Genomic DNA, 13,911 nt, shown 5'->3' with positions numbered 1-13,911 from the left:
CTGCCTCTGGGATAACGGTCGTATCTTAAACCGCTGATTTCAACGCGTCGACCAGATTCGTCCGCTCCCAGCTAAAGCCACCGTCGGCTTCGGGTTCACGCCCGAAGTGACCATAGGCCGCCGTGCGCTGATAGATAGGCTTGTTCATCTGCAGGTGCTGCCGGATACCGCGCGGGGTTAGATCCATGACCTGACCAACAGCCTTTTCGATTTCTGCGTCCGGGATTTCACCAGTGCCGTGAGTGTCGGCATAGATAGACAGCGGCTTGGACACACCAATCGCATAGCTTAGCTGGATCGTGCAGCGTTCTGCCATTCCGGCGGCCACAACATTCTTGGCTAGGTAACGCGCGGCATACGCGGCCGAACGGTCCACCTTGGTCGGGTCCTTACCCGAGAACGCGCCGCCGCCGTGCGGGGCTGCGCCACCATAAGTGTCTACGATGATCTTGCGCCCGGTCAGACCTGCGTCACCATCCGGGCCACCGATCACGAATTTGCCAGTGGGGTTCACGTGCCACTCGGTTTCGTCGCTCAACCACCCTTCGGGCAGTGTTTCACGGATGTAAGGCTCAACAATCGCGCGGATGTCGGCGGAACTCAGCGCTTCGTCCAGGTGTTGTGTCGACAATACGATCGAGCTGACACCCACAGGTTTGCCGTCACGGTAAACGACCGACAATTGCGACTTGGCATCAGGACCCAGCGCGGGTTCGCTGCCATTCTTGCGCACTTCGGCAAGTCGGCGCAGGATCGCGTGTGAATACTGGATCGGTGCCGGCATCAGCGCAGGCGTTTCCGTGGTCGCATAACCGAACATGATGCCTTGGTCACCGGCACCTTCGTCCTTGTCTGCGGCGGCATCCACACCTTGGGCGATATGTGCGGACTGTTCGTGCAGCAGGTTCGTTACCTCGACGGTTTCGTGGTGGAACTTGTCCTGCTCGTATCCGATGTCTTTGATGCAGGCGCGCGCAATCTCGTCGATGCGGCCCATGTAGTCGTGCAGCTTTTCCTGATCAGTCAGACCTACTTCGCCACCGATGACGACCCGGTCGGTCGTAGCAAAGGTTTCGCACGCCACGCGCGCTTCGGGTTCTTCATTCAGAAATGCGTCAAGTACGGCATCGGAAATCCGGTCGCAAACCTTATCCGGGTGCCCTTCGGAAACAGACTCCGAAGTAAATGTGTAGTTCTGTCGGGACATGAAAGTGCTCCATTAAGATTATCCCATCACGTCAGGAAGCCGTTGTAATGAGCATGCAACGGGATACGCATCAAGAAACACAGCGTCAATCCGAAAATACTATTGCTGTTTTCTAGCGTTGCGTGAAAGCAGCGCATAGAGCGCCAACAGCGCGACAAAGACCGGTGCATCACCCAGCCGGGCGTACACAGTCGGATCCAGCGCCTTGGGCAATGTCGCATCGACAAAACCGGCCTGCCCCAGAGGCAATGCCTCGGTCACCCGGCCCAGCGGGTCAATCATCGCCGACACTCCAGTATTGGCCGACCGCATCATCGGCAACCCTTGCTCGATGGCGCGCATTTGCGCCTGAGCCAGATGCTGATACGGCCCCGATCGCGTTCCGAACCACGCATCATTGGTGATCTGCAGCAGAAAGTCGGCACGACCAGGTGCAGACAAGACGTCCTGGGTAAATACCGCCTCATAGCAGATAAGGGGTAACGCCTTCCCCAGTTTGCCAGCGTCCATCAGTGCCGCACCCGATCCGGCACTAAAGCCATTGCCAGTGGTGGCAGCCATTCCGTAAACTCCGAACTGGGCCAAGATGTCACCAAATGGCACGTATTCCCCAAAGGGTGCCAGGTGATGCTTGTCATAAAGTCCCTGCTGCCGGCCATCTTCATCCAGATAGATCATCGAATTGTAAATGCGCGGGCCGTCCCCTCTCTGAATACCAAGAAATACGGGCGCCCTCTGCGCGGCATCGGCGATCGCGGTCAGATAAGGCTGCGCACTGCCCAGCCATGCAGGAACCGAGGTTTCCGGCCAGACAATCAGATCGGGTCGCGGGGCCGCCGCCGTGAACTCCAATTGACGGGCAAAAAACAGCGGGGCGTAATCCGGATCCCATTTCTGATGCTGGGGCGCATTTGGTTGAATGAGGCGAACAACATTGTCAGTGTCTGTAACAGCCGGGCGCGACGCGCCATAAATCAATGTTAAACACGTGGCTCCAACGGTCAGGCCGAACGGAACCACGTAGCCATCGCGCTGCGACAGCGCGGCCCCAAGCGGCAAAGTCGCCAGCAAAGTCGCCGCGCCCAGCCCATATGGCCCGAACAGAGACAAAAGCTGTGCGCCCTGTGTGTCCACCCAGACCTGCGCCAGCGCCGCCCAGGGAAACCCCGTCAGAACATAGCCTCGGGCAAATTCCAGCAGTGAGATTGAAATCGCCAGAAACACGGCCTGTGATACGCCATCGTTGTCGGGACGCCGCACCAGCCAAAAAGCTAGCGCCCAAAACAGCGCGAGGCCGCCTGCCATGAATGTTAGGGCAAAAGGCGCCATCCATCCGTGACGCTGGACATCAACAAGGAACGGTTCGACAATCCAACTGAGCGCATGCGCAAAATACCCAGTCGCAAAGGCCCAGCCCAACCACGCCGCCCTCGCCCGCGTCTCAGCCGTAAGAAACAGAGGCGACAGCAAGATCAGTGCGATCACTGTTGCCAGCCAAAAGCCGAACGGAGCAAGCCCAAACGCCGCGACCGCGCCCAGCAGAGCTGCGGATATTAACCGCAACCAAAACGGCCAGCCCTGTGCAGGGTTCATTCAACGCGATCCGGCAACATGACACGCAGACGTTTGATCCGGCGCGGGTCGGCGTCGATCACCTCGAACTCGGGACCTTCGGGATGCAATACGACCTCGCCCCGTGCTGGGACGCGACCAGACAGCATGAAGACCAATCCGCCCAATGTGTCGATCTCTTCCTCGTCCACGTCTTCGTGACTTGTCAGAGAACGCCCTATCTCGGCCTCGAATTCCTCCAAGGGGACGCGGGCTTGCACGACATAGTAGCCGGGCTTTTCCTGTATCCAAAGCTGGCCTTCGTCGGCATCGTGCTCATCCGCAATCTCACCGACCACCTGTTCGATCAGGTCCTCGATCGACACAAGACCGTCAACACCGCCGTATTCGTCAATCACCAGCGCCATATGGCGGCGTTCGGTCTGCATCTTCGTCAACAACACGCCAATCGGCATCGATGGCGGTACAAACAGCAAAGTGCGCAGCATCGAGACCAGATCGAACTCTGACCCTGTACCGTTAAATCCGTGCGTAAGCGCAAAATCCTTCAGGTGTACAAACCCCAAAGGCGTATCAAGCGTTCCCTCGTAGACGGGAATACGGGACAGGCCGCTGTCGCGGAAAACCTGGGCCAGCTCATCCTTGCTGATTGTCGAGGGCACGGACACGATTTCCGCCGTGGGAATAGCCACATCTTCGACCCGCATTCGCCGCAGGTTGATCATGCCGCGAGGCTGAACCATGTCGACCTCATGTCCATTGGTCGCGCTGACCTCTTCGTCGCTCTGCGGCGAGAACGCGTCCACTATTCGAGAAAAGAAGCCAGCATTTTTGCTGGCATTTTCACCGCTGTCCTTCGGTTGCGCGCTCTGCGCCGCCATAGAACTGCCGTCTGTATCGCCCATAATCCTGTTCCAAATGATCGGCCAATGCGGCCACTATTACATACTATATGGGTCATCTATACCCATTTTGCCAAGTATCTCGACCTCGACCCCTTCCATCAAAGTGGCGTCGGGGTCACGGATGTGGTCATAGCCCAGCAAGTGCAACACTCCGTGAATGATCAGATGCGTGACGTGATCGTCCATAGTTTTGCTGGCGTCGGCTGCTTCGCGGGCGCAAGTATCGAAAGATATCGCAATGTCGCCCAGCGCGATTTCGCCCGTAAAGTCTGGCGTGGGTCGGGCAGGTCTCTGCCCCGCTTCGTCAGCGGTCAGATCTTCGGCTGGCCAACTCAGCACATTGGTCGGCGTGGGCTTTTCCCTAAATTCCGCGTTCAGATCAGCAATTCGCGCATCATCGCAGGCCAGCAGGCTAACTTCGCACAGCTCGGCGTCCAGATCGCAAAAGTCCAAAACAGCCTTTATCGCGCGCGCAGCCAATGGTTCAAGCTGTTGCCAGCGCGCATCTTCGATCGTCACTTCCAGATTCATCTCACCGTGTCCAAAGCCCTGTGGCCGCAACCGGGACGACTATGCTTTCTCGCGGCCCGAGTCGGCCTCATACGCTTCGATAATGGCGGCCACAAGCGGGTGGCGCACAACATCCTTGGACGTGAAGTAGTTGAAGCTGATGTTTGGTATCGTATTCAACAAACGCTCGGCATCGGCCAGCCCTGACTGAACACCGCGCGGCAGGTCAACCTGAGAGCGGTCACCGGTGATCACCATTCGGCTTCCTTCACCCAGACGTGTCAGGAACATTTTCATCTGCATCGTCGTGGCGTTCTGAGCTTCGTCCAGCACAACAAACGCATTCGCCAGCGTACGCCCCCGCATGAAGGCCAGCGGCGCTATTTCGATTCGCTTTTCTTCGATCAGCTTGGCTAGCTGCTTTCCGGGAAGAAAGTCATTCAATGCGTCGTAAAGCGGCTGCATGTAAGGATCGACCTTGTCCTTCATGTCACCGGGCAGATAGCCCAGCTTTTCGCCAGCTTCGACTGCAGGGCGGCTGAGAATGATCCGATCTACATGGCCGCCGATAAACATCGATACGCCAGCGGCTACGGCAAGATAGGTCTTACCCGTACCGGCAGGGCCAATACCGAAGGCCAGCTCATTGTTGAACAAGGACTGGACGTATGCCTTTTGCGCATCTGTGCGCGGCTCGACCAGTTTCTTGCGCGTCTTGATTTCAACTGTACCGCCTCTGAACATTTCGAGCTGGTCACCGTCGCGGCTGCCGGTTCCCGTCTCCGAGCCACCCATTCGCAGCTCGCGGTCCACATCGGCCGCTTCGACGTCACGTCCGCCTTCCAAGCGCGTGTATAGCGCCTGCAAAACCTCGATGGCCTGCTTCTGGGCGTCTTCGTCACCCATCACGGCCAGCTGATTCCCGCGGCGCACGATCTGAACTGAGAGCTTTTGCTCAATATCTGTCAGATTGCGGTCATATTCCCCGCACAGGTCTATTAACAATCGGTTGTCTGGAAACTCAACAAACGCTTCGCGCTGAGGCATTTCATCTTGCGGTGGGTTTAGGGCACCGATGGCCAATCCGCTCTCCTGTCTTGGCGTTTCACCTTGAGCGTAGACAGGAAGTCTTGGTGGGCGCAAGCCACAGTTTCATTTTTTCCGCCCAAATGGCAAAACCGCCAATGCGCCCGGCCCGTGCGCGGTACCTGTTGGCGCCGCTGTTTTAGTCGGCGTGTCAGAACCGATAGTTCAAACCCAGCTTCAGACCACGATACTTCGGTGTCGATCTGGTTGAGGTTCCATTGCGGAAATCCACGTTTTCAGCGCTGAACTGAACGTATTCGAACTCACCCGTGATCGACCAGTGTTCGGTCAGGTTATGTTCGGCCCCGATGCTGGCGGTAAAGCCGCTGCGTCGGCCGCCACTTTCGAAGAATTGAGAGCCCCCCTGGACGGCCTGTCTGCTTGTTGTGTTGATGTCGCCATTCACATATCCAGCCGACACAAAATACAACACTGTACCGCTTTTATTGGTCAGGCCATTGCGCAGCCGAATCGAGAACACGTCCGATATTTCGGACCCGCCCGTGACCGTCTGGCCGTTGATCTGGTTGGAGGCGTCATCGCTAAGCGAGCCGAACTCGTACCCAAGCTCAAACCCGTAAACATAGTCGCGCCCGCCGCGCGCAGGCAAAACGCCGCGCCACCCGGCACGCACGCCACCCAACGAACCGCTCAGGTCCAGGTCGCCCACTTCCGAGGTTCCGCCGGGTCCAGTCAGTCCAAATCGATCGTCGCCCCCGAAAGCGTACGCGCCCGTAGCACCGAGGTAAAAGGCGCTGACGTCACTGCCGAACCGTTTTGGGTTGACGACAGGAGGGTCAGAAAGACCTTGATCCAGATTGCCTGCAGCGGTCACACCGGGAGGCACCGAAATAGTGATCGCGGTGGTAAGGACGGATTTCAACAGCCGCCCTGATAAACGTTTCAAAGTCTTCACTCGTACCCTTTCCATTCACCGACCTGCTCATCCCGCCAGCAAGAGATGAGGTTTCCCAAAGGCGCAAAACACTCGCCTCCTGAGCAACCTGATTTTTCTCGGAACATAATTCCGAGTAATAAATCAAGGGTAAATTTGGAATTAACAAAACCGTATGGTTTCCAAAATCCAAATAACGGACGCGTTACCGCAACGCGCCCGCCAATGAATTTGCACCCGAGGACATAATCCGAACATCGCGCAATTCGCCCACCGCAACATCAGCGTCAGACACGTGAACCGAATGAAGATACTCGGATTTTCCGACCATCTGACCTGGCAGACGACCCGGTTTTTCAAACAGCACTTTCACGTCCCGGCCAACCATCGCGTCCTGAATCTCGCGTTGGTGACGGGTAATCAGACCCTGAAGCCGCTGCAGACGGTCGTCCGCAGCCTTAGGATCAACCTGAGACCGCTCAGCCGCCGGTGTTCCGGGGCGGGTCGAGTATTTGAACGAATAGGCATATCCGTATTTGACCTCTTCCACCAAATCCATGGTGGCCTGAAAATCCTCTTCGGTCTCTTCAGGGAAGCCGACAATAAAATCGCCGGACATCACAATATCCGGACGCGCGGCACGTATACGCTCGATCAGGCGCAGATAGCTCTCGGCTGTGTGGCTGCGGTTCATTCGCTTGAGGATACGATCCGAACCCGACTGAACCGGCAGATGCAGATAAGGCATCAGCTTGTCGCACGTCCCGTGCGCCTCGATCAGGTCATCGGCCATGTCGTTGGGGTGTGAAGTGGTGAAACGGATCCGCTCCAGCCCGTCGACCTTGTTCAGCTCCCAGATCAGGCCGGCCAGCGTCATGTCCCCATTCGGACCAGCGCCGTGATAGGCGTTGACGTTCTGCCCCAGCAGAGTGATTTCGCGCACCCCGCGTTCGACCAGATCGTTCGCCTCGCGCAGGATACGATCGGCGGGACGGCTGACTTCGGCACCGCGCGTATACGGCACCACGCAGAAGGCACAGAACTTGTCGCAGCCTTCCTGCACCGTCAGAAATGCGGTCGGTCCGCGTTTTGCCTTGGGACGGTTTTTAAGTTTCTCGAATTTGTCTTCTTCGGGGAATTCCGTGTCCAGCGCCTTGGCACCGGTGCGCGTCTTCGCCTCCATCTCGGGCAGGCGGTGATAGCTTTGCGGACCGACAACAAGGTCAACAATTGGCTGGCGGCGCATAATCTCTTCGCCTTCTGCCTGTGCAACACATCCCGCAACGCCGATCTTGAGGTCGGGCTTTTCAGTCTTCAAACCTTTGAACCGGCCAAGCTCGGAATAGATTTTTTCCGCAGCTTTTTCCCGAATATGGCAGGTGTTCAGCAGGATCATATCCGCATCATCGGGGCTTTTGGTTTCCACGTAACCCTGACCGCCCAGTGTTTCCGCCATACGCTCGCTGTCGTATACGTTCATCTGGCAACCATAGGTCTTGATGTACAGCTTTTTGGGTTCTGACATGAAAACGGCCTTTGCATTCGCGGGATCGGCGTCGTCTATACCCTACGAACGCCGCTTGCAATGGCGACGCGATTACCCGATTTTGACCCGAAACTCCAGCAAGGCGGCAGCGGACGGGCAATGCAATACGAATCTCTCGACTCTTTCCTGCAAACGGGCAAGGCCGCTTTGGCAAAGGGACCCCTCGCATTGGTTTTTGTCGAAGATGACGTCGAAACTGATAGCACCATCCGTCACCATCTGAATCTGGGCTTCAAGTCCTTGATCGTGTTCATGCCGCAGGAATTTGCGCTGGACGCCGAACTTGAGGACCGAGTTCACCGCGTCTCTCTCAGCTGCGTCCCGCGCACCGTCGTGTTTGAGACGATCAACAAGATCATTCAGGCGGCGCCAAGTTTGTGGATGTATTACTGCTTCAACGCCGAGTACCTCTTTTTTCCCTTTTGTGAGACGCGCACAATCGGAGAGATGCTGGCGTTTCATACCGAAGAGCGCCGCGACTCGATGCTGAGTCATGTTGTCGATCTTTATGCCGAGGATCTGAACGAATTCCCGAACGGCGTCGCACCTGAACACGCAATGATGGATCGCACCGGATATTTCGCCCAGGCGCGGCTGGATTCAATAAAGCACCCGAAGGAACGCCAGCTGGATATGTCTGGTGGCTTGCGATGGCGGTTCGAAGAACACGTTCCCGCACAAAGCCGCCGAATTGATCGGATTGCCCTGTTCAAATCCAAACAAGGATTGTCATTGCGACCGGATCACACGTTTAACGACGAAGAATACAACACGTATTCCTGCCCGTGGCACCACAACCTAACGGCTGCGGTGTGCTCGTTCCGGGCGGCGAAAGCCTTAAAAACCAACGCAGGATCTACTTTTGACATTCCGACATTCCGCTGGCGCAATTCGATCCCGTTCGAATGGTCGTCAAATCAGTTGCTTGAGATGGGGTTGATCGAAACGGGCCAGTGGTTCTGACCCGCCACAATGGCCTGTCCGGTGTCTGATCACCGCCGCAGCAACATCGGAAACCAATCCTCGCGCAAGCGCTGGCCCGGAACCATGTCATGCCCCGGAAACGGCGGCGATGTCCGGCCGGGCCGCTCGACATATCGCGCATCGTCACCAACCAGACGCAGTGAAAACGCGCGGCGCCGGCTGTCGGATTGATTTCCTCGCGCACCGTGAAGCGTTCGGTAGTTGAAGGCAACCGCGTCGCCCGACTCCATCTCGAACTCGACAACCCGCATCCCTTCGGCATCCGGGTCCGGGGCCGGGATGTACTGGCCTCCGTCGGGAAAGAACCCATCTTCCGAAACCCAGCGGGTCGGCAAGACCTCTTTCTCCCACCGATGCGAGCCTGCCACACAGCGCAGTGTGGCTTGCGTGACCGGATCAAGCGGCGACCAAAAGCTGATCGTTTGCTGCCCTTCAACAAAGTAATAGGGCCCATCCTGATGCCACGGCGTCGCCATCGAGGTTCCGGGCTCTTTGACCAAAACGTGGTCGTGGAACATCTGAACAGTATCCGACTGCATCAATTCTGCCGCGACTTCTGCCGCCGGAGATTCGTGAATGACCGTCTGAAATTGTTCAATGCGCGACCAGTTGCAATAATCGTCGAAAAAACGACCCGTCTGGCCTTCTTTCTTGTTCTCGGATGCATAAGGTCCGGGATCCGCCATATTCGCTGCCACCCCTTCGCGGAGGGCCTCAACGTGATCGGCAAATAGCCCTTTAATCAGGACCACGCCGTCCCGTTGATAGGTGTCGATCATTTCGTGAGTAACCAAGGGGTGCGTCATGTCTGTCTCCGTGCCGGTGGTACGACGATCTGCACATGGATGACCCCTCTGTTCAAATAATATCTTTCTAAGGTAGGTTTAATTTCATGTTATATATTTCACTTCGCCAATACGAATATGTCTGTGCTATCGGCCGCTTCGGCAGCTTGTCTGCCGCCGCGCAACAGCTGAACGTGTCACAACCGGCGCTGTCCACCGCTCTGACGCGCGTCGAATCGCATCTTGGCCATCCGTTATTTTCGCGAAAACGCGGGGCCGCGCTGGCGCTGACCCCGCAAGGGCGCAGATTCATCGAAGACGCAGAAAACTTGCTGACCAATGCAGCCCGGCTTGAGAAAGCGGATCAGGTCAGTGCAACCAGAGCACAGTTGCGATTGGGGTGTTTCGTGGATTTGGCCCCTTTTTTGCTGGCCAAGGCGCTGCGCCCGCTGCGCGTGGCACTGCCGGATTTGACCGTTTCGTACAAGGTGGACGGGTTCGAAGGGCTGATAACCGGCCTGATCGACGGGCGCATAGATTTGGCGCTGACATACGGCCTGAGCATGGATGCCGGATTTCAACAGCAGACCCTTTTCCCCAGCAGGCCAAACGCCATCATGGCCCCGGATCACCCATTGGTACGCGCGCCGTCTGTTTCGCTGAGCGAGCTGGCCGCCTATCCGCTGATCCTGTCAAACGAAGGCCTCTCATCACAGCACGTGCTTGGACTGTTTCGGCAGATCGGATTGCGACCGTCAGTGGCACACCGGGCGGCAACGCTGGAAATCCAGCGCAGTCTTGCCGCTCATCACGAGGGGGTTGCGATCAGCTATGCCACCCCGCCCTCGGACCTCAGCTATGACGGAATGCCCCTGGTCAGTCGCCGAATCCTAGATGACATCGCTGCGGAACCTGTGGTTCTGGCTCGCCACGGCACCGGCCCTACAGAGCCGCACATCGCGCAGGCGGAACAGATTCTGATAGAGTTTTTAGTCTGAGTTACTTTTTCCGCAGACGGATCACCACGTCGACCGACGCGATCTCAACGCCCTCGGGCGCTTCGGGCAGGCGTTGAATTACCAACTGGTCCGACGGCGCATCGCTCAGGCGGCTTTCGTCTTCCCAGAAAAAATGCGGATGATCGTGCGTATTGGTATCGAAATAGCTTTTCGAACCATCAACCGTGATCTCCTGCAGAACTCCGGCCTCACAAAACGCGCGCAGCGTGTTGTAGACCGTCGCCAGAGATACGGTGTCCCCATTCTTTTTGGCCGCTTCGAACAGGCTTTCAGCCGTAACATGCCGGTGACGTCCGTCGCCGACCAGAAGTTCAGCCAGCGCCACGCGCTGACGCGTCGGGCGCAGCCCGGCGTCGACCAGCCAATCCGTGGCTCTGTTCTGGCTCTGAGGTGTCATCGGTGCGATACCCAATTGTTGCTGACCCATATATAAGTGCTCTGCTCGGGTAATTTCAAATGAAATTCATTCGCAAAGAATGTCGTCCGTACAACAGGATGTGACGTGCTGCTCTTGCAGGCCCTTGCATACGGGTGCTAGACGAGGCCAGATATAACGAACGGACCCCTGGCAGGAGAGGCGGCAGAATGGCCCAATTCCCGAGCAGCTTTGACAAGGACGATCTGCTGAAATGCGCGCGTGGCGAATTATTCGGCACGGGCAATGCGCAGTTGCCTGCCCCACCGATGCTGATGATGGATCGGATCACCGACGTCTCGGCCGATGGTGGCGCGCATGGCAAAGGCCACATATTGGCCGAATTCGACATCACCCCTGACCTGTGGTTCTTTGATTGCCACTTCCCCGGCAACCCGATCATGCCCGGTTGTCTGGGACTGGACGGCCTATGGCAGCTGACCGGTTTCAACCTGGGCTGGCGTGGCTGGCAGGGACGCGGCATGGCCGTAGGCGTCGGGGAGGTCAAGCTGACCGGCATGGTCCGCCCTGACCGCAAGATGCTGACCTACAAGATCGACTTCAAAAAAGCGATCCAGACCCGCCGTCTGACCATGGGTGTGGCGGATGGTATCGTCGAAGCGGACGGTGAAATGATTTACGATGTCAAAGACATGAAAGTCGTTCTGTCCGAAGCCTGAGCCTGACCGGCCCGAAATAAGGAGCACGCACATGCGTCGAGTAGTTGTCACCGGTTTGGGGGTCGTGTCCTCCATCGGGAACAATGCCCAGGAAGTAATGGCCTCTCTCAAGGCCGGAAAGTCCGGCATCGAGGCCAACGAGCAGATGGTCGAACACGGCTTTCGCAGCCAAATCGCCGGTACGCTCAAGATTGATCCGGCTGAGCATGTAGACAAGCGTACCCTTCGCTTCATGGGTCCTGGTGCAGCATACGCACATATCGCCATGAACCAGGCAATCGCCGACGCGGGCCTGACAGAAGACCAGGTCGTGAACCCGCGCACCGGATTGGTGGCCGGTTCCGGTGGTCCGTCGACCAGCGCAATGCTGACGGCGCATCAGACTGTTCTAAAAACCGGTGCGACCAAGCGCATCGGCCCCTTCGCCGTGCCAAAATGCATGTGTTCGACGATCTCGGCCAACCTTGCGACCGCGTTCAAGATCAAGGGCATCAATTACTCGATCACCTCGGCCTGCTCGACCTCGCTGCATTGCATTGGTAACGCGGCCGAACAGATCATGCTGGGCAAGCAGGACATCATGTTCGCTGGCGGCGGAGAAGAGCTGGACTGGACACTGTCCTGCCTGTTCGACGCAATGGGTGCGATGTCATCCAAATACAATGACACGCCGGACAAAGCGTCGCGTGCGTTTGACCGGGACCGTGATGGCTTCGTCATCTCGGGCGGCGGCGGGATCGTCGTTCTAGAGGATCTGGAGCACGCGCTGGCCCGCGGCGCAAAGATTTATGCCGAAGTGACCGGATATGCGGCCACATCGGATGGCCACGACATGGTGGCCCCGTCCGGTGAAGGTGGCGAGCGCGCGATGCGTCTGGCTCTGTCGACCATGCCCGAAGGGCGCAAAGTCGGCTATATCAACGCCCATGGCACCTCGACCCCGGTTGGAGACGTTGGCGAAGTTGAAGCCGTGCGCCGCATCTTTGGTAAAGGCAATGTGCCACCGATCTCATCGACCAAGTCGATGACCGGACACGCACAGGGTGCGGCAGGCGCGCTTGAGACGATCTTCTGCCTGCTGATGCTGGACAATGATTTTATTACGCCGTCGATCAATGTCGACACGCTTGCCGAAGGCATCTTGCCCGGTGAAATTGCAACTCAAGTAGTTGAAAACGCAGGATTGGACAGTGTGATGACCAACAGCTTCGGCTTTGGCGGCACCAACGGGTCCATGATCCTGTCGAAGTATAACGGGTGAATGTAATGTCGGATCTTCTAAAAGGTAAACGCGGCCTGATCATGGGCGTGGCCAATGACCGCTCGATCGCGTGGGGCATTGCCAAAGCCATGCATGAAGCCGGTGCTGAACTGGCATTCACATATCAGGGCGAAGCGTTCGGTAAACGTCTTGAGCCTTTGGCCCAAAGCCTGGGCAGTGATTTCATGGTGGACGCGGACGTCACGGATGACGCCTCGCTGGATCGCGCATTCGAAGAGCTTGGCGCGCGCTGGCCCACCATCGACTTCGTGGTTCATGCGATCGCCTATTCAGACAAATCCGAACTGACGGGACGCTTTCTGAACACCACGCGTGCCAACTTCAAGCACTCGCTGGACGTGTCGGCGTATTCCTTCATCGAGGTCGCGCGCCGCGCCTATCCCCTGATGCAAGAGAATGGCGGCACGCTGCTGACCCTGACGTATCAGGGATCGAACAAGGTTGTGCCGAACTATAACGTCATGGGTGTGGCCAAGGCTGCGCTGGAATCGGCGACCCGCTATCTGGCCAACGATCTGGGCCCGGAAGGCATTCGCGTCAATGCGATCTCGCCCGGCCCGATGAAGACGCTGGCAGGTGCCGCAATCGGCGGTGCCCGCAAGACTTACAAGTTCTGTGATCAGAACGCGCCCATGCGCTCAAACGCAACGCTCGAGGCTGTTGGCGGCACGGCCGTTTACCTCACTTCAGATGCGGGAGCATGCACGTCGGGTGAGATCATTCGCGTCGATGGCGGCTTCCACGTTCTGGGCATGCCGCAACCTGATCACATGTGACCCGATCTTTCCCTGCCGGTGCCAAGATTTCACCATCTTTCACGGGCAGGGATATCGGCATGAGCAAAGCCGAACATATCCTTTCCAGCAACACTCGCAGCATCCGGTCGCGCCGCAGATCCGGATTTCTGGGCACGCGTGGCATTGTCGCGTTATTGGCGCTGACCACCCTATTGTTGTTTGTGTTTTTCACACAGCCGCAGATGCGGGAAACCGTCAAAGCCTGGATCAGCCTCATAACAGGCTGAT

The 13,911-nt window shown here is 57.4% G+C and carries 15 protein-coding genes and 1 riboswitch; of the genes, 6 read left to right on the top strand and 9 right to left on the bottom strand.

What is annotated here, in order from left to right; translation table 11 throughout:
• Positions 1-25: 25 nt before the first annotated feature.
• The 7 genes from metK to miaB all read right to left on the bottom strand — a co-directional run bounded on the left by metK (position 26) and on the right by miaB (position 7,700).
• Positions 26-1,207, bottom strand: coding sequence for a methionine adenosyltransferase (metK, locus tag DHN12_RS15090; protein ID WP_108860957.1), 1,182 nt, complete (start codon positions 1,205-1,207; stop codon positions 26-28).
• Between the two features lie 5 nt (positions 1,208-1,212).
• A riboswitch (SAM-SAH riboswitch) is annotated at positions 1,213-1,261 on the bottom strand.
• A gap of 45 nt (positions 1,262-1,306) precedes the next feature.
• Positions 1,307-2,800 (bottom strand): apolipoprotein N-acyltransferase, encoded by a 1,494-nt coding sequence (gene lnt / locus DHN12_RS15085; protein ID WP_108860956.1) that lies wholly within the window; start codon positions 2,798-2,800, stop codon positions 1,307-1,309.
• Positions 2,797-3,684 (bottom strand): hemolysin family protein, encoded by an 888-nt coding sequence (locus DHN12_RS15080; protein WP_108860955.1) that lies wholly within the window; start codon positions 3,682-3,684, stop codon positions 2,797-2,799. The genes lnt and DHN12_RS15080 overlap by 4 nt, the downstream gene beginning before the upstream one ends.
• A gap of 36 nt (positions 3,685-3,720) precedes the next feature.
• Positions 3,721-4,215 (bottom strand): rRNA maturation RNase YbeY, encoded by a 495-nt coding sequence (gene ybeY / locus DHN12_RS15075; protein ID WP_108860954.1) that lies wholly within the window; start codon positions 4,213-4,215, stop codon positions 3,721-3,723.
• Between the two features lie 39 nt (positions 4,216-4,254).
• Positions 4,255-5,277, bottom strand: coding sequence for a PhoH family protein (locus tag DHN12_RS15070; RefSeq protein ID WP_108860953.1), 1,023 nt, complete (start codon positions 5,275-5,277; stop codon positions 4,255-4,257).
• A 154-nt stretch (positions 5,278-5,431) separates the two neighbouring features.
• The gene (locus DHN12_RS15065) at positions 5,432-6,163 is read right to left on the bottom strand and encodes an outer membrane protein (RefSeq protein ID WP_234416651.1); all 732 of its coding nucleotides are present in this window, start codon (positions 6,161-6,163) and stop codon (positions 5,432-5,434) included.
• A 217-nt stretch (positions 6,164-6,380) separates the two neighbouring features.
• Positions 6,381-7,700 (bottom strand): tRNA (N6-isopentenyl adenosine(37)-C2)-methylthiotransferase MiaB, encoded by a 1,320-nt coding sequence (gene miaB / locus DHN12_RS15060; RefSeq protein ID WP_058273157.1) that lies wholly within the window; start codon positions 7,698-7,700, stop codon positions 6,381-6,383.
• A gap of 60 nt (positions 7,701-7,760) precedes the next feature.
• On the opposite strand from miaB, the gene DHN12_RS15055 reads away from it, so the two are divergent.
• The gene (locus tag DHN12_RS15055) at positions 7,761-8,684 is read left to right on the top strand and encodes a hypothetical protein (protein ID WP_373455761.1); all 924 of its coding nucleotides are present in this window, start codon (positions 7,761-7,763) and stop codon (positions 8,682-8,684) included.
• Between the two features lie 29 nt (positions 8,685-8,713).
• Here the strand turns inward: DHN12_RS15055 and DHN12_RS15050 are convergent, their stop codons facing one another.
• Positions 8,714-9,511: a phytanoyl-CoA dioxygenase family protein gene (locus tag DHN12_RS15050; RefSeq protein ID WP_108860950.1), complete on the bottom strand. Its 798-nt coding sequence runs from the start codon at positions 9,509-9,511 to the stop codon at positions 8,714-8,716.
• Positions 9,512-9,597: 86 nt separating this feature from the next.
• On the opposite strand from DHN12_RS15050, the gene DHN12_RS15045 reads away from it, so the two are divergent.
• Complete coding sequence (locus DHN12_RS15045; RefSeq protein ID WP_108860949.1) at positions 9,598-10,488, top strand: LysR family transcriptional regulator; 891 nt, start codon at positions 9,598-9,600, stop codon at positions 10,486-10,488.
• Between the two features lies 1 nt (position 10,489).
• Here DHN12_RS15045 and irrA read toward each other — a convergent pair whose 3' ends face one another.
• Entirely contained in the window at positions 10,490-10,906 is a 417-nt protein-coding gene (gene irrA / locus DHN12_RS15040) for an iron response transcriptional regulator IrrA (protein ID WP_108861040.1), read from the bottom strand.
• Between the two features lie 188 nt (positions 10,907-11,094).
• On the opposite strand from irrA, the gene fabA reads away from it, so the two are divergent.
• The 4 genes from fabA to DHN12_RS15020 are packed head-to-tail and all read left to right on the top strand — an operon-like array spanning position 11,095 to position 13,910.
• On the top strand, positions 11,095-11,604 hold the full coding sequence (gene fabA, locus DHN12_RS15035) for a bifunctional 3-hydroxydecanoyl-ACP dehydratase/trans-2-decenoyl-ACP isomerase (RefSeq protein WP_108860948.1): 510 nt from the start codon (positions 11,095-11,097) through the stop codon (positions 11,602-11,604).
• A gap of 31 nt (positions 11,605-11,635) precedes the next feature.
• Positions 11,636-12,865, top strand: a complete 1,230-nt coding sequence (gene fabB / locus DHN12_RS15030) for a beta-ketoacyl-ACP synthase I (protein WP_108860947.1) — start codon at positions 11,636-11,638, stop codon at positions 12,863-12,865.
• Between the two features lie 5 nt (positions 12,866-12,870).
• Positions 12,871-13,662 (top strand): enoyl-ACP reductase, encoded by a 792-nt coding sequence (locus tag DHN12_RS15025; RefSeq protein WP_108860946.1) that lies wholly within the window; start codon positions 12,871-12,873, stop codon positions 13,660-13,662.
• Between the two features lie 59 nt (positions 13,663-13,721).
• Positions 13,722-13,910 (top strand): hypothetical protein, encoded by a 189-nt coding sequence (locus DHN12_RS15020; protein ID WP_058273151.1) that lies wholly within the window; start codon positions 13,722-13,724, stop codon positions 13,908-13,910.
• The last annotated feature ends 1 nt before the right edge of the window (position 13,911 follow it).

The sequence above is a fragment of the Ruegeria sp. Alg231-54 genome (genome assembly GCF_900143525.1).
Lineage (GTDB): Bacteria > Pseudomonadota > Alphaproteobacteria > Rhodobacterales > Rhodobacteraceae > Ruegeria.
This window is presented reverse-complemented; position numbering and strand designations above follow the sequence as displayed.